Annotated in this window: 20 protein-coding genes and 1 pseudogene; 20 read left to right on the top strand and 1 reads right to left on the bottom strand. The window is 34.7% G+C overall.

Annotated features, from left to right (window positions below; translation table 11 throughout):
- The first annotated feature begins 122 nt into the window (after positions 1–122).
- The 5 genes from ABD792_RS07995 (at position 123) to ABD792_RS07975 (ending at position 4,598) form a co-directional block, all read left to right on the top strand.
- Positions 123–374, top strand: a complete 252-nt coding sequence (locus ABD792_RS07995) for a type II toxin-antitoxin system ParD family antitoxin (RefSeq protein ID WP_199114908.1) — start codon at positions 123–125, stop codon at positions 372–374.
- Positions 367–666, top strand: a complete 300-nt coding sequence (locus tag ABD792_RS07990) for a type II toxin-antitoxin system RelE/ParE family toxin (RefSeq protein WP_199114909.1) — start codon at positions 367–369, stop codon at positions 664–666. Before ABD792_RS07995 ends, ABD792_RS07990 begins: the two co-directional genes overlap by 8 nt.
- Positions 667–992: 326 nt before the next feature.
- A complete protein-coding gene (rfbD, locus tag ABD792_RS07985) occupies positions 993–1,889 on the top strand; it encodes a dTDP-4-dehydrorhamnose reductase (RefSeq protein ID WP_345005364.1) in 897 nt (298 codons plus the stop codon).
- A 208-nt stretch (positions 1,890–2,097) separates the two neighbouring features.
- Complete coding sequence (locus tag ABD792_RS07980; RefSeq protein ID WP_345005363.1) at positions 2,098–3,363, top strand: nucleotide sugar dehydrogenase; 1,266 nt, start codon at positions 2,098–2,100, stop codon at positions 3,361–3,363.
- Positions 3,364–3,986: 623 nt separating this feature from the next.
- A complete protein-coding gene (locus ABD792_RS07975) occupies positions 3,987–4,598 on the top strand; it encodes a sugar transferase (protein ID WP_345005362.1) in 612 nt (203 codons plus the stop codon).
- A 496-nt stretch (positions 4,599–5,094) separates the two neighbouring features.
- Here ABD792_RS07975 and ABD792_RS07970 read toward each other — a convergent pair whose 3' ends face one another.
- Positions 5,095–5,286, bottom strand: coding sequence for a hypothetical protein (locus ABD792_RS07970; RefSeq protein ID WP_345005360.1), 192 nt, complete (start codon positions 5,284–5,286; stop codon positions 5,095–5,097).
- Positions 5,287–5,289: 3 nt separating this feature from the next.
- On the opposite strand from ABD792_RS07970, the gene ABD792_RS07965 reads away from it, so the two are divergent.
- From ABD792_RS07965 to ABD792_RS07890, 15 genes and pseudogenes are all read left to right on the top strand, one after another.
- On the top strand, positions 5,290–6,423 hold the full coding sequence (locus tag ABD792_RS07965; RefSeq protein WP_345005358.1) for an aminotransferase class I/II-fold pyridoxal phosphate-dependent enzyme: 1,134 nt from the start codon (positions 5,290–5,292) through the stop codon (positions 6,421–6,423).
- A gap of 604 nt (positions 6,424–7,027) precedes the next feature.
- Positions 7,028–8,037: pseudogene (pseB, locus tag ABD792_RS07960) on the top strand (UDP-N-acetylglucosamine 4,6-dehydratase (inverting)).
- A gap of 98 nt (positions 8,038–8,135) precedes the next feature.
- Positions 8,136–9,197, top strand: coding sequence for a dTDP-glucose 4,6-dehydratase (gene rfbB, locus ABD792_RS07950; protein ID WP_345005354.1), 1,062 nt, complete (start codon positions 8,136–8,138; stop codon positions 9,195–9,197).
- Positions 9,198–10,067: a glucose-1-phosphate thymidylyltransferase RfbA gene (rfbA, locus tag ABD792_RS07945; RefSeq protein WP_345005352.1), complete on the top strand. Its 870-nt coding sequence runs from the start codon at positions 9,198–9,200 to the stop codon at positions 10,065–10,067.
- On the top strand, positions 10,064–10,609 hold the full coding sequence (rfbC, locus tag ABD792_RS07940; protein ID WP_345005351.1) for a dTDP-4-dehydrorhamnose 3,5-epimerase: 546 nt from the start codon (positions 10,064–10,066) through the stop codon (positions 10,607–10,609). Before rfbA ends, rfbC begins: the two co-directional genes overlap by 4 nt.
- Before the next feature lie 41 nt (positions 10,610–10,650).
- Positions 10,651–11,565, top strand: coding sequence for a dTDP-4-dehydrorhamnose reductase (rfbD, locus tag ABD792_RS07935; protein ID WP_345005350.1), 915 nt, complete (start codon positions 10,651–10,653; stop codon positions 11,563–11,565).
- A gap of 11 nt (positions 11,566–11,576) precedes the next feature.
- A complete protein-coding gene (locus tag ABD792_RS07930; RefSeq protein ID WP_345005349.1) occupies positions 11,577–12,107 on the top strand; it encodes a hypothetical protein in 531 nt (176 codons plus the stop codon).
- A 1-nt stretch (position 12,108) separates the two neighbouring features.
- The gene (gene pseB, locus ABD792_RS07925; RefSeq protein WP_345005348.1) at positions 12,109–13,128 is read left to right on the top strand and encodes a UDP-N-acetylglucosamine 4,6-dehydratase (inverting); all 1,020 of its coding nucleotides are present in this window, start codon (positions 12,109–12,111) and stop codon (positions 13,126–13,128) included.
- Positions 13,128–14,279 carry a UDP-4-amino-4,6-dideoxy-N-acetyl-beta-L-altrosamine transaminase gene (pseC, locus tag ABD792_RS07920; RefSeq protein WP_345005347.1) on the top strand — a complete coding sequence of 384 codons (1,152 nt, stop codon included), beginning with the start codon at positions 13,128–13,130 and terminating at the stop codon, positions 14,277–14,279. The genes pseB (ABD792_RS07925) and pseC overlap by 1 nt, the downstream gene beginning before the upstream one ends.
- Positions 14,272–14,961 (top strand): pseudaminic acid cytidylyltransferase, encoded by a 690-nt coding sequence (gene pseF, locus ABD792_RS07915; protein ID WP_345005346.1) that lies wholly within the window; start codon positions 14,272–14,274, stop codon positions 14,959–14,961. The genes pseC and pseF overlap by 8 nt, the downstream gene beginning before the upstream one ends.
- Positions 14,958–15,971, top strand: a complete 1,014-nt coding sequence (gene pseG, locus ABD792_RS07910; RefSeq protein ID WP_345005345.1) for a UDP-2,4-diacetamido-2,4,6-trideoxy-beta-L-altropyranose hydrolase — start codon at positions 14,958–14,960, stop codon at positions 15,969–15,971. The genes pseF and pseG overlap by 4 nt, the downstream gene beginning before the upstream one ends.
- A complete protein-coding gene (locus tag ABD792_RS07905; protein WP_345005344.1) occupies positions 15,965–16,846 on the top strand; it encodes a methionyl-tRNA formyltransferase in 882 nt (293 codons plus the stop codon). Before pseG ends, ABD792_RS07905 begins: the two co-directional genes overlap by 7 nt.
- Entirely contained in the window at positions 16,830–17,882 is a 1,053-nt protein-coding gene (pseI, locus tag ABD792_RS07900; protein WP_345005343.1) for a pseudaminic acid synthase, read from the top strand. The genes ABD792_RS07905 and pseI overlap by 17 nt, the downstream gene beginning before the upstream one ends.
- A gap of 34 nt (positions 17,883–17,916) precedes the next feature.
- Positions 17,917–19,140, top strand: coding sequence for an MATE family efflux transporter (locus ABD792_RS07895; RefSeq protein ID WP_345005342.1), 1,224 nt, complete (start codon positions 17,917–17,919; stop codon positions 19,138–19,140).
- Positions 19,137–20,123, top strand: a complete 987-nt coding sequence (locus tag ABD792_RS07890; RefSeq protein WP_345005341.1) for a polysialyltransferase family glycosyltransferase — start codon at positions 19,137–19,139, stop codon at positions 20,121–20,123. The genes ABD792_RS07895 and ABD792_RS07890 overlap by 4 nt, the downstream gene beginning before the upstream one ends.

Below are 20,123 nucleotides of genomic sequence, written 5' to 3'. Positions count from 1 at the left end.
GCAACGAAGTGAAGAATCTTAGTTGGATTGATAAAGTTATAAGGAGATAAGGTAAAAGGAGTTGGATGTAATTTGGGGAACCTACCAATTTTTGGTATTTTTGAATAAATAATTAGGAAGTTATGAGTAAAAACACATCAATATCACTCGGAAATTATTTTGACCAATTTGTTAGTAGTCAAGTTACTGCTGGACGATACAAAAACGTGAGTGAAGTAATCAGAGCTGGACTTCGTCTTTTGGAAAACGAGGAAAGTAAAGTCATTGCCTTGAGAAACGCAATTCAAGAAGGAATTGATAGCGGCATTGCACACGATTTTGACCCAGACAAACATCTTCAGGAATTAAAAGCTAGACGTAAAAAGAATGGCTAAGTATGAACTGACCAACAAAGCGGTTGAGGATTTGACTGGAATTTGGGAATACACAATTGAAAAATGGTCTGAACCACAAGCTGACAGATATTATAATTTGCTGTTGGACAGTTGTCAGGACATTGCTAGTAATCCTGAATTGGGAAAGAATTATGACGGAATAACAAATGACTTATTCGGACTCAAAACTAGCCGACATATCATTTTTTATCGAAAACGAACTGACCAACCGATTGAAATCACGAGAATCTTACACGGGCTAATGGATTTGAAAAATAGAATAACAGAATAAAAAAACTACACCCAATGACTGCTATAAGTAATTGCCTCTACTTGCTTATTCCTGAAGCACGATTGCCATTGGGATACTCAACTACTTATACGTGCCGAGACCGTTAAAGAAAGATGATTTTTTGAATAATATAATAGCCGGCTTTTGTTATAAAGTATATTGTCATCAAGGAGGGGCTTTTTGTCCGACGAAAGTGTCTTCTCTGTCATTCAGAAGGGGATTGAGCGTTAAAAATACATCCAGTGGATGTGTTTAGCGAAAATGCCAGATGGCGGGCAGGTTGACGACTGAAGAATCTATTGATCGTATATAATAGTATTTTTTGAATGAAAAAAACATCAAATACCCCAACAACCAATAACCAGCAACTAGTAACTATCCTGGTTACTGGGGCAAATGGGCAATTGGCATCGTGCATTAAGGATATAACTTCGGGGTATGAGGATTTAAATGTTATCTATACCAGCCATCAGGACTTGGATATTTGCAATGTAAATCAGGTGCAAGCCTTTTTTAAGGCTAATAAAATAGACTACTGTATCAATTGTGCCGCATACACTGCAGTCGATCGCGCAGAAACTGAAACAGAAAAGGCATTTGCCATAAATGCAACGGGGCCTAAAAATTTAGCTTTAAGCTGTCGGGTGTATGGTATTGTTTTGATTCATATATCAACCGACTTTGTCTTTGATGGAGAAAAAAAAGAGCCTTATGTTGAAACGGATATTCCTAATCCAATGAGTGTATATGGGGCATCTAAACTACAGGGTGAAATTGAAATTAAGGAGCTATTAGAGCACTATTTTATTATTAGAACGTCTTGGTTGTATTCGGAATACGGGCATAATTTTATGAAAACCATGCTGCGATTGGCAGAAACAAATGATGAGATTGGAGTTGTTTGCGATCAAATAGGATCGCCAACCTATGCGGGTGATTTGGCAGAAGTTATAGTTGCTATTATTTGTACTGAGTCAAAACATTATGGTCTTTATCATTATAGTAATATGGGGTCTGTGAGCTGGTATGATTTTGCAAAGGCGATTTTTGAGCTTACCAAAACAAAAATAAAAGTAAGTCCTATAAAAACAGAAGCTTATCATACAGCAGCAAAGCGACCTTCTTATAGTGTCCTAAATAAAGAAAAAATACGGCATGAATTGAGTCTATGTATTCCCAGTTGGGAATATAGCCTTAAAAGGGCTTTGGCAAAATGTGTTTAGGAGCGGTGTTTTAGTAAAAATTGTTATTCTGTGTTCATACACTATCCATACTGTATCCATACTTTATCTATACAGTACCTATACAGATTGACTCGTCCTAAAATAACTATACAGATTAACAAAAAATAGTACGGATTTTAAGTGTATATTGTGAGAATTAATATATTGAAAAAGTTTAAATGAGTTTATTGCAATTTAGATTAAAAACATGAATAAAGAACGGTATAAAATAGCAATAATAGGCCTGGGCTATGTAGGTTTACCTTTGGCGATGGAATTTGCAAAAAAAGGATTTCAGGTTCAAGGCTATGATATTAATGAGGGACGCATATCGGAATTAAAAAAGGGTATTGATGTCACTAAAGAAGTACCTTCGAATGCATTTTTGCAAGCTAAGGGCTTACAGTTTACAACACAGCTTGAAGCGCTAACAGGTGCTAATATCTATATCGTTACGGTGCCAACACCTATTGATAGGTTTAATACACCAGACTTGTCATTTCTTATCAATGCCAGTCAATTGGTGGGTAGTGTTTTATCCAAAGGTGATATTGTTATCTATGAATCGACGGTATACCCTGGTTGTACAGAAGAGGTTTGTGTACCAGAATTGGAAAAGTCAAGTGGTTTAAAATTCAATCAAGATTTTTTCTGCGGTTATTCTCCTGAACGTATCAATCCTGGTGACCCCGTTCGAAAAGTTCATAATATTGTAAAGATTACTTCTGGAAGCACCGCAGAAATAGCAAGTGTCATTGATGAATTATATAACCAAATCGTAACAGTAGGTACCCATAAAGCTTCTAGTATAAAGGTGGCTGAGGCTGGTAAGATCATAGAGAATATTCAACGTGATGTTAATATTTCGTTGATCAATGAGCTAGCCCTGGTGTTCGATAAACTGGAGATTGATACTATGGAAGTTTTAGAAGCGGCCGGAACCAAATGGAATTTTTTACCTTTTAGGCCAGGTTTGGTAGGGGGGCATTGTATAGGGGTTGATCCCTATTACCTAACTCACAAAGCCGAGAGTTTGGGATACTATCCAGATGTTATCTTGTCGGGAAGGCGTGTTAATGACATGATGGGTGTCCATGTAGCCAATAAAGTCGTAAAATTATTAGTGGAACGAAGTAGTGTCATTAAAGGGGCCAAAGTGTTGGTTTTGGGGATTACCTTCAAAGAAAACTGCCCGGATATAAGAAATTCAGGAGTAGTAGATGTTGTTAGTGAATTACAAGGGTTTGGATTGGATGTTGATGTATTCGATCCGCATGCACTGGCCGATGAAGTTAGAAAAGAATATAATCTTGAATTGGTGGAAACGTTGAAAGACGGCTACGATGCCATTGTATTAGCGGTTGGTCACAACGAGTTTGAGGCTATTGATTATGCATCGTATAGAGATAAGGGCTGTGTTATTTATGATGTAAAAAGTTTTCTTCCAAAGGCATTGGTCACTGCGCGTTTGTAATAGAAGTAGAAGTAGATAGGTGTGTGTTTGTATTCAAGATGATTTTTATTAGCCAGTACAGTGAGTCATACCTGCGCAGGCAGGTATCCACATTACCATATCGGCATTTCTTTAATTTTTATTAGTACTTACTACTAAGTGGATGCCTGTTTTCACAGGCATGACAGGTAACCTTATTGGTCTTGTTGCGGGTTACAAGCCTAAAGCGTTATAGTTGGGGTAAAGTCTTTACGACAGACTAAATAGTGTTTGGAATTGTATTAAAAACGTTTCGTTGTCATACCTGCGTAGGCAGGTATCCCATAGTCCTATCGACATTTTTTAGTTTTTATAAGCACATAGTGCTAAGTGGATGTCTGTTTTCACAGGCATGACAAGTAACTTAAAAGGCTCTGTTGCTAGTTAGGTCAGGCTAAAGTATAAGAGGGTGACTCTATTCATAACTGCGCATATTTTGACTTTTTACGTTAAGTGCTGTCGAGGGTTTTGAGTAAGAAAAAAATAGCGTATTAATGTCATACCTGCGTAGGCAGGTATCCATATGAAAATCATAAATAATCTAAGATTACACGGTATACAAGTTTTAACTATTTTTATAAACCGAACAAATTAATTTAATAGTATTGAAAAGAAAAGACCTTATCATAAAGCGAATCTTTGACCTCTCGTTGTCGATAGTGTTATTGCTCTTATTCGGCTGGCTCATTTTAATATTTATGTTCATGGCATGGTTGGACACTAAGCAGCTAGGAATTTTTAAACAACAGCGTGTAGGCAAAAATGGCCGATTGTTTGAGATTTATAAATTGCGTAGTATGAAAATGATGCCTGATAATAGACTAAATGTTACGCGATTGGGGCATTTTTGGCGACGAACCAAGTTAGATGAATTACCCCAATTATTGAATGTGCTTTTAGGAGATATGAGTTTGGTAGGGCCACGTCCTGATATTACTGGTTTTGCAGATATACTTGAAGGCGATGACCGCATTATATTGTCGGTAAAACCAGGTATTACAGGACCAGCATCGTTGTATTTTAAAAATGAAGAACATTTGTTAGCGCAACAAACAGATCCTGAATTCTATAATAGAACTGTGATTTGGCCTAAAAAGGTTGAATTGAACAAAACCTATATTGCTGAATATAGCTTTTATAAGGACATCATTATAATTCTTAAAACGATTTGCACTTCATTTGGTACGTCATTGCGAGCATGGCGAAGCAATCTTTAAGTAGGGGAGTCCTTAACCAAGGGATGGCTTCGGTCGTACCTCCCTCGCCATGACGTAGGTGTTTGTTTTTTGGTTGGACTTTCGGCAAAGGTTTGGACAATCAATTTGGGGAAAGCAGGTCATTATTTGTATAGCTAATCAGTTTTTAACGTCATTGCGAGTATGGCGAAGCAATCTTTAAGTAGGGGAGTCCTTAACCAAGAGATGGCTTCGGTTGTGTCTCCCTCGCCATGACGTACGTGTTTGTTTTTTGTTTGGGTTTGTAACAAGGGTTTGGACAATCAATTTGGGGAAAGCAGGTCATTATTTGTATAGCTAATCAGTTTTTAACGTCATTGCGAGTATGGCGAAGCAATCTTTAAGTAGGGGAGTCCTTAACCAAGAGATGGCTTCGGTCGTGTCTCCCTCGCCATGACGTACGTGTTTGTTTTTTGTTTGGGTTTGTAACAAGGGTTTGGACAATCAATTTGGGGAAAGCAGGTCATTATTTGTACAGTTAATCAGTTTTTAACGTCATTGCGAGTATGGCGAAGCAATCTTTAAGTGGGGAGTCCTTATCCAAGGGATGGCTTCGGTCGTGTCTCCCTCGCCATGACGGATGTATCGAGAACAGTTCAACCCCTAAAATGTTCTTCACAAGATTGCTTTTTCTATCTTTATACGATCCAAACCGAACATTATAATTCATCTTATGGATTTTAAAATAAAACTATCCACACCCCACATGGGAGGCCAGGAATTGAAATACATTCAAGAGGCCTTTGATACAAACTGGATAGCGCCGGCTGGTAAAAACATAGGTGCTTTTGAGCAGGCCTTAGAATCTTATTTAGGAAGAGGTGTTTATGTCGCAGCCTTATCTTCGGGCACAGCGGCTATTCATTTGGCTTTGATACTCGCAGGTGTAAAAAGGGGAGATGAGGTGATTTGCCAGAGCATGACCTTTGTAGCATCAGCAAATCCTATCTTGTATCAGGGAGCAATGCCCGTATTTGTTGATAGCGAAAGCGAGACTTGGAACATGTGTCCCAAACATTTGGAGCGAGGTATTAAAGATCGGATTGCGAAAGGTAAAAAACCCAAAGCCATTATTGTGGTTCATATTTTTGGCATGCCTGCCAAAATGGATGAGATACTTAAGGTCTCCCAAAAATATGGCATTCCACTTATAGAAGATGCCGCCGAAGCCCTAGGAAGTAAATATAAGGGGCAGCAATGTGGCACTTTTGGTGATTTTGGAATCCTATCATTTAATGGTAATAAAATGATAACGACTTCGGGAGGAGGTGCATTAATTTGTAAGGATGAAAAACTAAAACAAAAAGCTATTTTTTTAGCTACGCAAGCTAAAGATGATGCTCTATGGTATGAGCATAGCGAGGTAGGGTTCAACTATCGTTTGAGTAATATTTCTGCGGGAATTGGTCGAGGACAAATGAAGGTGTTGTGTGATTATGTTGAAAAGCGTAGAGCGAACCATCAATTTTATCAGCAATTATTTCAATCATATGATTTTATAGAGGTGTTTTCAGAACCATCATTAGATTGCTTTTCGAATTATTGGTTAAACTGTATCCAAATCCATTCAAATGAAGCCAATATAACCTCTTTGGGCTTATTGAAATATCTGAAGGATCATAAAATTGAGTCAAAACCCATATGGAAACCATTACATTTACAAACCGTGTTTAAAGGTTGTTCGTTTTACGGTAATAAAGTGTCGAAATCGATTTTTGAACAGGGACTGTGTTTGCCATCGGGATCAAATTTAAGTAAAACGGATAAAGAGTTTATTGTACAGGTTGTGTTGGGGTATATAACATAATGGGCAGTCCGTCATTGCGAGCATAGCGAAGCAATCCGTAAGTTAGGTAGGCCTAACTATGAGATTACTTTGGTCGCAGCGCTCATTTTGACAAACTCAATGCAACGTCTTGGCGAACGTAGTGAAGCTATCTGTTTGTTCTGTCAGCCAAAGCGTGAGATTGCTTCAGTCGTACCTCCTTCGCAATGACATATATTGGGTTTGTTGAGTGAAACAATGAGCAATCCTTCATTGCGAGCAAGGCAAAGCAATCTCTAGGTTGCGGGCTTTGTTTTCAACAGATTGCTTCGTCCTTCGTCCTCGCAATGACGCATGTTGGGGTGTTGTATGGAATAAAGGGCAGTCTGTCATTGCGAATCCAGACGTTTGCAGTCTGGATGAAGCAATCCCTTGGAGGCAAGTTTCATATACAACACATAGCTTCGGTTGTACTTCTTTCCCAATTAGGATTTTATTATCATTTAAATAATAGAATTCTATAAACTAATCTCAAGAAAACTATATTTACCTTAAATTAGCTGTTAAAATTTGCTATTGCGAATGAGGAGCGAATGAAGCAATTTCTTTTTTATAAAGGAATTTGCAGTGTTAATATTAAATTCTAATGAATTCAAAAACAACATTCAATTATAAAGGGAAGTCTGTGTTGATTACGGGTGGCACAGGCTCGTTTGGTCAAGCACTTACCAAACATATTCTAAAGAAACACCCTGAAGTGGAACGTGTGGTTGTTTTTTCAAGGGGTGAACAGGAGCAGGCATCGATGGCACGGGAATTATCTGTTGAAGAATATCCGAAATTACACTTTATAATTGGTGATGTAAGGGATAAAGAGCGTGTATTACAAGCCTTTCAGGGCATCGATTATGTGATTCATACAGCGGCCATGAAAAATATAAGTATTACGGAAGCGAATCTTGGGGAATGTATTAAAACGAATATTGGAGGGGCAGAAAATGTTATTGAAGCAGCTTTAAAAACAAAAGTATCCCGTGTAGTGGGGTTGTCTACGGATAAAGCTTGTGCTCCAGTCAGTTTGTATGGAGCAACCAAACTGGCAGCCGATAAATTATTTGTGGCGACCAATTGTATTCCAAGCAACCAGACAACACGTTTTTCAGTAGTGCGTTATGGTAACATGATGGGATCTAGTGGTTCGGTGGTACCCTTTTTTATAAAGAAAAAGGAAACAGGCGTTTTACCCATTACACATCCCGAGATGACACGGTTTAATATCTCGATTCAGGAGGGGGTAGATATGGTATTGTCTGTTTTGGAGTGTACTTGGGGCGGCGAATTTTTGTGCCTAAACTCCCTTCTTATAGAATTACAGATTTGGCCGAAGCGATAAGTCCAGATTGTAAGAAACCTATTGTGGGCATACGCCCTGGAGAAAAGATCCATGAAGAAATGATAGCGCCTGCCGATGCCTTTTGTACTTACGATTTGGGAAATTTCTATGTTATTTTACCACCGAATCCTAACTGGGAGGTAGAGGAATTTGTTAAAATTTACAAGGCTAAAAAAGTGAATACTGGATTTAGTTATAATTCCGGCGAGAATACAATATGGGAAACTGTAGAAAGTTTGAAGGCCTTGGTAAGTAAGGTGTAATTATTTAAACAGTTTTTTTAACAATTTTATCGGCTAAATAAACTTGTTAACAAGAGGAATTATAGTACTTTTGCCACAAAGTAAAAAGCAATTAATATATGCTAAACGGTAAAAAGAAAAATATCCTCATTACTGGTGGGGCAGGCTTCATAGGCTCGCATGTGGTACGATTGTTTGTAGAGAAATACCAAGAGTACCATATTTTTAATTTGGATGCTTTGACCTATGCGGGTAATTTAGAAAACCTAAAGGACATTGAAGAGCGACCAAATTATACTTTTATAAAAGGGGATATTACCGATGAGGACTTCATAAATGAACTGTTTAATACGCATAAGTTTGAAGGGGTTATACATTTAGCGGCTGAATCTCATGTTGATAGATCTATTAAAGATCCCTTAGCATTTGTGAAAACGAATGTGATAGGAACGATGAATCTGTTGAATGCTTTTAAAAACTGTTGGAGTAAGGATTTTAAAGACAAGCGGTTTTATCACATAAGTACGGATGAGGTGTATGGAACGTTAGGGGAGTCAGGATTATTTACGGAAGAAACACCTTATGATCCAAATTCGCCTTATTCAGCTTCAAAAGCAAGTTCCGATCATTTTGTAAGAGCGTATGGTGAAACGTATAGCTTGCCATATGTTATTACTAATTGTTCCAATAACTATGGTCAAAATCAATTTCCTGAAAAGTTGATCCCCTTATTTATAAATAATATTATCAATAATAAACCGTTGCCGGTTTATGGCGATGGAAATTATACTAGAGACTGGTTATATGTAAAAGATCATGCCTTAGCTATAGATTTAGTATTTCATAAAGGGAAAGATAAGGAAACCTACAACATAGGAGGTTTTAATGAATGGAAAAACATTGATTTGGTGAAGCTGTTATGTGCGCAAATGGATGAAAAATTAGGAAGGCCCTTTGGGACTTCAGAGAAACTAATAACCTATGTTAAAGACCGCCCAGGACATGATTTACGTTATGCAATAGATGCTTCCAAAATTAATAAAGAGTTAGCTTGGAAACCATCGGTTACTTTTGAAGAAGGCTTGGAAATCACAATTCATTGGTATTTAAATAATGAAGACTGGTTGAACAATGTTACGAGTGGTGAATACCAAAATTATTACGAAAAACAATATAGCTAGATGAAAGGAATAATTTTAGCAGGTGGTTCGGGTACAAGATTACACCCTTTAACCTTATCGGTAAGTAAGCAGTTGATGCCTATTTACGATAAACCGATGATATACTATCCCCTTTCAACTTTAATGTACGCGGGAATTCGAGAAGTGTTGATTATTTCTACACCTAAAGATTTACCATTGTTTAAAGATTTGTTGGGGGATGGAGGAAAGTATGGTTGCCGCTTTGATTATGCTGTACAGAAAGAACCCAATGGATTAGCAGAGGCTTTTTTGATAGGAGAGGATTTTATTGGTCAAGATAAAGTCGCATTGATTTTAGGGGATAATATATTTTATGGGACGGGTTTAGCCAAATTATTACAAGCTAATAATGATCCTGACGGGGGGATTATTTATGCGTACCGTGTTCATGATCCGGAACGATATGGTGTTGTTGAGTTTGATAGCGGAGGACAAGTGATTTCTATTGAAGAAAAACCAGAAAATCCAAAATCGAATTATGCGGTTCCAGGCATTTATTTCTATGATAATGCGGTAGTGGAGATTGCTAAAAACATTAAACCAAGTCATAGAGGGGAGTTGGAAATTACCGACATTAACCGAGAGTATCTTAAAATGAGAAAACTAAATGTAAGCATTTTAGATCGTGGGACGGCCTGGTTAGATACTGGTACTTTTCAATCGTTAATGCAGGCCTCACAGTTTGTAGAGGTGATTGAGGAACGTCAAGGTTTAAAAATAGGGGCTATTGAGGGAGCAGCCTATGAGATGGGGTATATTAACGAAGAACAATTTAAAGCTTTAGCAGAACCGCTTTTAAAAAGTGGTTATGGTAAAAATTTATTAGGGTTACTGAATAAAAAACAATGATGGTAAGAGAGACAAAGTTGAAAGGCTGTTATATTATTGAGCCTAAAATTTTTAACGATAGTAGAGGATATTTTTTTGAAAGCTTTAATCAAAAAACATTCAATGAACTCACGAATCAAAATGTGAATTTCGTTCAAGATAATGAGTCCTTTTCATCACGAGGTGTTTTAAGGGGGCTGCATTTTCAGACGAGAGATCATGCTCAGGCAAAATTGGTGAGAGTGATAAAAGGTTCGGTATTAGATGTTGCAGTTGATATCAGAATAGATTCTGAAACCTTTGGGGAACATGTTGCTGTAGAGTTAACAGAAGACAATAAGCATCAGTTATTCATTCCAAGAGGGTTTGCACACGGATTTGTTGTTTTAAGCGACAAAGCTATTTTCTCCTATAAATGTGATAATTTTTACAACAAAGAGGCTGAAGGAGGTATTATTTTTAACGACCAAGATTTACAAATCGATTGGAGACTACAAGAAGAAGATCTTATTATTTCAGAAAAGGATATGGAATTGACCACATTTAAAGAATTATTTATTTAAAAAAACTAATTGTTCGAAGCTCCAAATTTAAATTGACTTTAATGAATCAACAATCAGTAATAAACTGTCAGCCTGAGCTTGTCGAAGGGGGCCAACAACTAACAACTATATTAGTAACAGGAGGTCATGGGCAATTAGCATCTTGTATCAAGTGCATTGAAGCTAAATATGATGATTTGAACTTTATTTATACAGACTATCATGATCTGGATATTTGCGATTTAAATCAGGTACAGTCTTTTTTTGCTGCAAACACTATAGACTATTGTGTGAATTGTGCTGCGTATACAGCAGTAGATAAAGCTGAAGAAGAAAAAGAATTAGCTTTTAAAGTAAATGCTGAAGGCCCTAAGAATTTAGCCATGGTTTGCCATGAAAACAAAGTTGTTTTAATACATATTTCTACAGATTTTGTGTTTGATGGCAATAAAAGAGAACCTTATACAGAGGAAGATAAACCGAATCCAATAAGTGTTTATGGATCATCAAAACTACAGGGCGAAGTTGAAATACAACAGTTTTTAAAAGAATACTTTATAATTAGAACCTCCTGGTTATATTCTGAGCATGGTCATAATTTTATGAAAACCATGTTACGTTTGGCAGAAGCACGTGATGAAATTTCTGTGGTTGCCGATCAAGTAGGGACTCCTACCTATGCCGGAGATTTGGCAGCTGTGATCATTCAAATTATTAGAAGTAAATCCCAAAATTATGGGCTTTATCATTATAGCAATGAAGGTGCGGTTTCTTGGTATGATTTTGCTAAGGCTATTTTTGTCGAAATTAATGAAGGAATTAGGGTAAGCTCAATAAAAACAGAAGATTTCCCGACATTCGCTAAGCGGCCTTCATTTAGTGTTCTTGCTAAATTTAAAATTAAAGAAAAAATGAGCATTGAAATTCCATATTGGAAAGATAGTCTAATAAAAGTTATTTCTAAATTATATAAATAAATTGAAAGAAAATGAGATATGTATTATTATTTATGGTATTATCATTTTTAATATCATGTAAAGAGAAAAAAAATAGCGAAACAGAAAATAGACAATTAGTTGTTATTGAGGATAATGAATTAAAATTAATTATTAATGCAGAAGTGTTGGTAGATGATGTTTTTGAAGTTTATTTTTATGAATTTGGAGAAGATACATTTCATTCTGAAGATTTTGTTGAAACGAAAGTAAAAGGCGGACGTGGTAACCAAGACATAGTTTTTACACTACCAGATAGAATATACCCGGAGAGAATAAGGCTTGATTTTGGTAAAACACCAAAACAAAAGGAAATGAAGCTAAACTCAGTTAAGTTTACTTATAATGACAAAGCTTATGAGTTTAGTAAAGAAGAAATTGTAAGTGGCTTTAGTCCAAGTAAGTTCATGGAATTTAATAAAGAATCGATGATTATTAGAACAAAAGAGATAGATAGTAGATATGATCCGTATCTTTACTCAAAAAAAATAACAAATATTATAGATTATCTAATAGAAGATTAGCATGCTAGATTTAAACGGAAAATCAGTTTTAATTACAGGCGGTACAGGGTCTTTAGGAAAGGCTCTTACAAAGCATATTTTGAATAAAAAACCGGAATTAAGAAGATTAATCATATTTTCTAGAGATGAGCAAAAGCAGTTTCAAATGGCTCAGGAATTCCCTTCATATAAATATCCTCAAATAAGATATTTTATTGGAGATGTAAGGGACAAAGAACGATTAATTAGGGCGTTCCAAGGTGTGAACTATGTTATACATGCTGCGGCAATGAAGCATGTTCATATAGCAGAGTATAACCCAGATGAGTGTATTAAAACTAATATAGGAGGTGCTGAGAATGTTGTTGATGCTTGCTTAAAAACCAATGTAGAACGGGTTGTGGCTTTGTCAACTGATAAAGCTTGTGCCCCAATTAATTTGTATGGAGCAACAAAACTGACTTCGGACAAATTGTTTATTGCCGCAAATAATATTAAGGGTAGTAACCCTATTCGGTTTTCGGTAGTGCGTTATGGAAATGTAATGGGGTCTAATGGCTCTGTTATTCCATTTTTCATAAATAAAAGGAAGATAGAAAATAAGTTACCAATAACTGATCCCAATATGACGCGTTTTAATATTTCTTTACAAGGAGGCGTTGACATGGTGATGCATGCCTTAGAGCACGCCTGGGGAGGGGAACTGTTTGTTCCCAAAATTCCTTCTTATAGGATTATGGATGTGGCAGAAGCAATTGGTCCCAAATGTGAAAAACCCGTAGTGGGGATTCGTCCAGGAGAAAAAGTACATGAAGAAATGATTACGCCTTCAGACTCTTTTTATACTTACGATTTAGGAAAGTATTATACCATACTTCCTGCAACACATTCATGGAATTTAGAAGACTTTATTTCGATTTTTAATGCTAAAAAGGTAGATTTAGGATTTAGTTATAATTCTGGTAAGAATGAGGAATGGGAAACAGTTGATAGTTTAAGAGAACTCATTAAAGAACATGTAGATCCAACTTTCGAAGTGTAATGAAAGATAAAATAATTCCCTACGGAAAACAAGATATCACGCATGAAGATATCAATGCTGTAGTAAATACATTAACTAGTGATTTTCTAACTCAAGGCCCTAAGGTAAAAGAGTTTGAGGATAAATTTGCGACCTATATTGGTTCTAAATATGCCGTGGCAGTTAATAATGCTACTTCGGGGCTGCATTTGTCTGTCTTGGCTTTAGGTTTAAAAGAGGGTGAACGAGTTATTACTACTCCAATAACATTTGCGGCTTCAGCGAATTGTGTCCGTTTTGCTGGAGGAGAAGTATGGTTCGCTGATATTGACCCTAATACTTATCTTTTGTCTATAGAGAAGACGAAAGAATTAATAGAAAGTAAACCAAAAGGTTTTTTTAAAGGCATTATACCCGTTGATTTTGCAGGTCTTCCAGTTAACTTAGAATCGTTTAAAGATTTGGCAAAAGAACATAATCTATGGATTATTGAAGATGCTTGTCATGCTCCCGGAGGGTACTTTATAGATACAAAAGGAAATAAACAATTCTGTGGTAATGGAAAATATGCGGATATTGGAGTTTTTTCTTTTCATCCGGTAAAACATATTGCTTGCGGAGAAGGGGGCATGGTGACCACTAACAACGAAGAACTATATAAAAGATTATCTTCCTTAAGGACGCATGGAATAACTAAAGAAAACATGTCAGAAAATCATGGAGGATGGTTTTATGAGATGCAAGAACTCGGTTTTAATTATAGATTAACCGATATTCAATCGGCTTTAGGTATCACTCAACTTTCTAAAAATGATAAAAGGGTAGAAAAAAGAAATGAAATAGCAGAAAAGTATAAAGCAGCATTTGAAGGTAGAGTAAAATATCAGGTTTTACCTAACAACTGCTATAATGCCCATCACTTATTTGTAATCGAGGTAGACGATAGAAAAGGATTGTATGATTTTTTGCTTAAACATCAGATTTATTCTCAGATACATTATATCCCAATACATGCGTTGCCATACTATAAGAAAATAGGATACAAAGACGCTAATTTAAGTAATTCCGAAAAGTATTACTCTAGATGTATCAGTTTACCAATGTACCCAACTTTGAAAGAAGATGAACAAGAATACGTAATTTCTAAGGTTTTAGAATTTGTAAATGAGTAATCTTGCGCTCATACCTGCACGAGGAGGGAGTAAACGAATTCCCAGAAAAAATATTAAAGCTTTTCTGGGAAAGCCAATTATTTCTTATTCTATAGAAGCAGCACTTGGATCCAATCTTTTTGAAGATGTTATGGTTTCTACTGACGATAAAGAAGTTGCAGAAATATCCACTAGTTTTGGAGCTCAAATACCTTTTTTTAGAAGTAAAGATAATGCAGACGATTTTGCCACACTGTCAGATGTAATCAAAGAAGTAATCTTATCGTATGATAAAATTGGAAAAAAATTTGAAAACATATGCTGTATACTGCCTACAGCTCCATTTATCACTTCGAATGCCATTATTGAAAGCTTTAACAAGTTAATTAGTGATAAACTTGATTCTGTATTTCCGGTATTAGAGTTTTCTTACCCTATACAAAGAGGTTTGGAGTTTGAAGGTGACAAAATAAAAATGGTCTGGAATGACTATTTGAATTCCAGATCTCAAGATTTACCCAAGCGATACCATGATTCAGGACAATACTATTGGATTAACACAGAGGTATTTTTAAAAGAAGAAAAGTTATTTACTAACAATTCAGGAGCTGTTGTTATCTCAGAATTACTTTCACAAGACATCGATACTGAGGTGGATTGGAAATTAGCAGAGCTTAAATATAACTTAATGCTCCGCAAATGAAAAAAAAGATTTTATTTCGTGCAGATGGCAATTCAAAAACAGGCCTTGGACACCTGTACAGATTATTAGGGCTGGTTGAAATGATCAAGGATAATTATGATTTTATATATATAATAAACTCAAGATCTGTAGATTCAGTTATTCCCAAGACAATCAGAGTATTTAAAATTCCCGAAGAGATTAATTTAGGTGATGAACCAAAATGGTTGTCAAAGAATTTTACATCCAAAAATCACGTCATTATTGCTGATGGCTACCACTTCAATTCAGACTACCAAAAAAAAATAGTAGAAGAAGGTTATTCTATGATTTACATAGATGATCTGGCAATAGAACATATGTATGCTAATATTGTTATTAACCACTCTATTAGTATTACAGAAAGGGATTTTAAAAAGGAAGCTTATACAGAATTATTGTTAGGTACCAAGTATGCCTTGATAAGGCCTCCTTTTTTAAAAGCTATTGAATCAGAACGAAATATTGAAGAAATAAACAGAGCTTTTGTTTGTTTTGGAGGAGCAGATCCTTTAAAACTTTCTTTAAAAGCTGTAAAAGCGCTTTTGAAGTTCGAAAAAATAAAACAAATTGAAGTTATTTTGGGTGCTGCTTACCAGGACATCCAAATTTATAAACTACAAGAAGAATTTGAAGATAAAATACGTATTCACTCTAATTTATCTGATGTTAAAATGTGTAATTTAATGACTTCTTGTAATTTTGCAATAGCACCGGCAAGTACTATTTGTTATGAACTTTGTTGTGTTAAAGTGCCAATTTTGGGAGGTTATTTTGTTGATAACCAGAAAAAAATATACAACGGTTTAATCAAACACAAAGCAATTATTCCTGGAGGGGATTTTTCTAAATACGAAGTCAATGATTTTGAAGAAAGGATAATAGAAATGTTAGAATTTGAAAATTATGTCTCCTATTTGGATCAACAGAAAAAATTATTCGACAATAGTATCAAAGAGCGTTTTCTTAACACCATCGATCAATTATGTTAAAACTAGGAATTCTATGCAGTGGAGGTTTAGGTCATGATACTCTATTAAAGATTGTAGATCGATATAACGTTTGTTTTGTTCTTACTGATAAAGGGTCTAAAAAAATAATTGATCTTTGTGAGAATAAAGGGATTATTTGTTTTGCAGGAAACCCACGTAATGGTGTAGGGTACAATTTCATTAAGGACATTCAGGTAGACGTGATTGCCTCGATTAATTATCTGTTTCTGATAGAAGAGGATATCATACAACACCCTAATCAGCTTGTATTTAATGTTCACGGTTCTTTACTGCCTAAATATAGAGGACGAACACCTCATGTCTGGGCTATTATTAATAATGAAAAAGAAACTGGAATAACGGCACATAAAATAGACGTTGGATGTGATACTGGTGCTATAATCGAACAAACTAGAGTACCAATTAATGAGAAAGATACCGGAGCGGATATTCTAAAAAAGTATGCTGAAAAATACTTTCCTTTGGTTGAAAAAGTGCTAACCCTAGCTACAAATCAAAACATTCAATTAGAAGAGCAAGATAATACTGAAGCTACATATTTCGGGAAGCGTGTTCCTGAAGATGGTGAAATTAATTGGGATTGGTATAAAGAAAGAATTAGGAACTGGGTTCGTGCACAAGCAAACCCATATCCTGGAGCATTTACATTTTACGAAGGACATAAAATTATTATTGACAAAATAAGATATAGTAATTTGGGTTTCCAAAGTCAGGTTGATAATGGAACTATTCTACAGTCAGAAGAAGAAATAGTTGTAAAAACTCCAAACGGAGCTGTAGTTTTGGAGAAAATTAGAACCGAAAATATCACATTTATTAAAGGAAAAAAACTAGGAAATGAAAATAGGAAATAAAAATATTGGAGGGAATAATCCTTGTTTTATTATTGCTGAATTATCGGCTAATCATAATGGAAGTTTAGAAGTAGCAATTGAAACCATAAGAGCAGCAAAAAGAACAGGAGCGGACGCTATTAAGTTGCAAACCTACACTCCGGATACACTTACAATTAATTGTGATAACGAGCATTTTAAGATTGAAGGAGGGACTTTGTGGGATGGTAAAACATTATACCAACTGTATGGAGAGGCTTATACTCCTTGGGAATGGCATAAGGAACTATTTAAGGTAGCAGAAGAGGAAGGATTGATTTGCTTTTCTTCCCCATTTGATAATACAGCTGTTGACTATCTGGAAGCATTGAATGTTCCTGCCTATAAGATAGCTTCTTTCGAAATTCAGGATATACCATTAATAGAATACACAGCGTCAAAAGGAAAGCCAATAATTATATCTACGGGTATTGCTACCGAAGAAGATATCCAATTAGCAGTTGATACCTGTAGAGATGTAGGAAATAATGAAATAATGTTGCTTAAATGTACTTCATCCTATCCGGCTCCTTTAGAACTAGCAAACCTTAATACTATCCCCGATATAAAGAAGCGATTTAACGTAGAAGTAGGATTTAGTGATCATACTTATGGATCATTAGCGCCAGCTGTGGCAATCACTCTTGGAGCAAAAGTTATTGAGAAACACTTCATTTTAGACAAATCTATAGGAGGGCCGGATGCAGACTTTTCTTTAGATGAAAAAGAGTTTACAGAAATGGTAATGGCAGTGAGAAATACTGAAAAGATGTTAGGTGAAGTAAGTTATGAGCTTTCTGAGAAAGTAAAAAAGAATAAAAAATTTGCAAGATCTTTATTTGTTATTAAAGATGTTAAGAAAGGAGATGTTGTTTCTTCTGAGAATGTAAGATCTATAAGGCCAGGTTACGGAATGCACCCTAAGTACTTTAAGGATATACTGGGAAATACCTTTTCCCAAAATATAGAAAAAGGAACGCCTCTAAACCCCAATCACTATAGTATAGTTCATGAGTAGTCACGATGATGTAATGATTCTTAATTTATAAAATATGGACATTTCGTCAAGGGTCAGATTATTTAATCTTTTTTTAAGAGGAGCTACAATTGGATTAAAATTTGCCTTATCAATAATAATAATTAACGAACTGGGAGTTGAGGAATATGGCACTTTTGGTATTTTTCAAAGTACCGTTATAATAATGACTTTTATTGTTGGTTTTGACTTCTATTCTTTCAGTTCAAGAGAGATTCTTAAAAAAGAAGCAAAGCCGTTTAGCTTTTATTTCAAACATCAGTTGTTATTTTACTTACTTTCGTACTTTTTTGTTATACCATTTTCTTTTTTTTTGGTAAAATTAGATATCGTAGAAAAAGAGCACTTATTTCTATTCATACTAATACTAGTAGCAGAACATTTATCTCAAGAATTATATCGAATTCTAATATTGCTTAAAAAATCAATTGTAGGAACAATGGTTCTTTTTCTTAGATCTGGTATTTGGATCATTGTATTATATGTTTTATGGCAAATTAATTTTGTTGCCAAAAACATAAATGCACTTCTTATATTATGGTTGTTTGGGGCTGCATTTTCCTTGGTGGTAGGTTTTAGAAAAACCAATTTTACATGGGTTAAAGAATTAGATTTTGATTGGATAAAAAAGGGAATAGTAATTGCTCTTCCTTTTTTTGTTGGAACAATTATGTACAAGTTAATTGAGTTCTCAGGTAGGTATTTTCTTAAATTTTATTTTTCGGATAAAGAGGTGGGGATTTTTACTTTTTTTTCGAGTATATCAAATATTCTCTTCGTTTTCGTACAAACCATAGTTATCATTGAAATATACCCCAGATTGTTAGAAAGCAGAAAAAAGAATTTTAGAGAATTTATGATTGTATTTAAAGTATATAAGAAGCAATTACTACAATATACTTTTTTAGGGATAATACTATCTTCTGTATTTATTTATCCTCTTCTTTTATTTATGAATAAAACCGTATTGTTAAGCAATATAATTTCCTATTTTGTTTTATTAATTGCAATGTCATTTTTTTGTGTTTCATTTATCTCCCATTACGCATTATATTCGTATAGTAGAGATTTTCAAATATTAAAGGCGACAGCAATTGGTTTTACGATTAATATTGTAGCTAGCTTTTTATTAATTCCAACGTATGGTGTTTTAGGGGCTTCTATCGCTCAAGTTCTATCATTTTTATCACTATTTATCAGTAAGTTATATTTTTGGAAAATATACAAAGAGAATTTATGAATATTTTTATTTGCCAAACACCATTTCAGCTTTTTTATGCATATGAGTTGATTAACTATTTAACTAAAAGATCGGAAAATAAAAGATTTTTAATTATTCATTCAAGTCTTAAAGTAAATACCAAGAATACCAAGAATATTGATTATATAAGGGTTGATAATACAGCTAAACTAGTTAAAAGTTTTTTCCAATTAAAAAAAGTTATTGGTGCTCTAAAAGAAATAGTCAAAGAAAACCAATCCGATGTTAGTATTTTTATTCCTCATATAGGCGGTTTGTTAGCAAACTATATTTATTTTAATAATAAGTTTAGAAAGACGTTTAAGTGTGAAGTGAATTTTTTTTATGAAGGCGTATTATACTTTTATGATTATAAGGAGAGGTTTAAAAAATACCATTTTAAGAGAATTGCCATATCACTGTTTCTAGGTTTTTTATATAGATATAAAGAAACAATATTGCCTTACGAATCTGATAAGATATCTTATATTTATACTCCACTTAGAAAGTTTACAAAAGGAAAGGAAAGAAAAAAAATTGAAGTCCAATTTAACAATTCTGGAAGCAGTTTCGGAAAAGAAAACTTTTTAATTCTTGGAGGCCCCGTAAGCTACTTAAAAGAGTTTTATAACGCAAGTATTCAGGAAATTACAACAATGAAAAAAGAAAATAATATAATATATTATAAAGGACACGCCTCCTTTAACACTCATAATCCTTATTATAAAGAGGTTTTTTCTGAATATATGAAAGAATTAGACTTAGGGTATGAGGAGTTGGATAGTAACATGCCTATTGAACTATTAATAGAAAAAGTAAAGCCATTTAAGATTTTTTCTTACTATTCATCCGCTTTGTTAAATATTAAGCTAATTTACAAAGATGAGATTGATGTGGTTTGTTATCTAAATAGTAAAGAGGAGGTTTCCTCCAACATCTTAGATGTTTTTGAACATTATGATATTGATATAATTAGAATATAA

This window comes from Snuella lapsa, assembly GCF_039539345.1.
Taxonomy (GTDB): Bacteria; Bacteroidota; Bacteroidia; order Flavobacteriales; family Flavobacteriaceae; genus Snuella; species Snuella lapsa.
Note: the sequence above shows the minus strand (reverse complement) of the source record. Positions and strands in the feature narration are given on the sequence as shown.

Coding starts and splice junctions, on each gene's coding strand:
- ABD792_RS07995 (WP_199114908.1), top strand. CDS start 123: ATGAGTAAAAACACATCAATATCACTCGGAAATTATTTTGACCAATTT.
- ABD792_RS07990 (WP_199114909.1), top strand. CDS start 367: ATGGCTAAGTATGAACTGACCAACAAAGCGGTTGAGGATTTGACTGGA.
- rfbD (WP_345005364.1), top strand. CDS start 993: ATGAAAAAAACATCAAATACCCCAACAACCAATAACCAGCAACTAGTA.
- ABD792_RS07980 (WP_345005363.1), top strand. CDS start 2,098: ATGAATAAAGAACGGTATAAAATAGCAATAATAGGCCTGGGCTATGTA.
- ABD792_RS07970 (WP_345005360.1), bottom strand. CDS start 5,286: ATGAATTATAATGTTCGGTTTGGATCGTATAAAGATAGAAAAAGCAAT.
- ABD792_RS07965 (WP_345005358.1), top strand. CDS start 5,290: ATGGATTTTAAAATAAAACTATCCACACCCCACATGGGAGGCCAGGAA.
- rfbB (WP_345005354.1), top strand. CDS start 8,136: ATGCTAAACGGTAAAAAGAAAAATATCCTCATTACTGGTGGGGCAGGC.
- rfbA (WP_345005352.1), top strand. CDS start 9,198: ATGAAAGGAATAATTTTAGCAGGTGGTTCGGGTACAAGATTACACCCT.
- rfbC (WP_345005351.1), top strand. CDS start 10,064: ATGATGGTAAGAGAGACAAAGTTGAAAGGCTGTTATATTATTGAGCCT.
- rfbD (WP_345005350.1), top strand. CDS start 10,651: ATGAATCAACAATCAGTAATAAACTGTCAGCCTGAGCTTGTCGAAGGG.
- ABD792_RS07930 (WP_345005349.1), top strand. CDS start 11,577: ATGAGATATGTATTATTATTTATGGTATTATCATTTTTAATATCATGT.
- pseB (WP_345005348.1), top strand. CDS start 12,109: ATGCTAGATTTAAACGGAAAATCAGTTTTAATTACAGGCGGTACAGGG.
- pseC (WP_345005347.1), top strand. CDS start 13,128: ATGAAAGATAAAATAATTCCCTACGGAAAACAAGATATCACGCATGAA.
- pseF (WP_345005346.1), top strand. CDS start 14,272: ATGAGTAATCTTGCGCTCATACCTGCACGAGGAGGGAGTAAACGAATT.
- pseG (WP_345005345.1), top strand. CDS start 14,958: ATGAAAAAAAAGATTTTATTTCGTGCAGATGGCAATTCAAAAACAGGC.
- ABD792_RS07905 (WP_345005344.1), top strand. CDS start 15,965: ATGTTAAAACTAGGAATTCTATGCAGTGGAGGTTTAGGTCATGATACT.
- pseI (WP_345005343.1), top strand. CDS start 16,830: ATGAAAATAGGAAATAAAAATATTGGAGGGAATAATCCTTGTTTTATT.
- ABD792_RS07895 (WP_345005342.1), top strand. CDS start 17,917: ATGGACATTTCGTCAAGGGTCAGATTATTTAATCTTTTTTTAAGAGGA.
- ABD792_RS07890 (WP_345005341.1), top strand. CDS start 19,137: ATGAATATTTTTATTTGCCAAACACCATTTCAGCTTTTTTATGCATAT.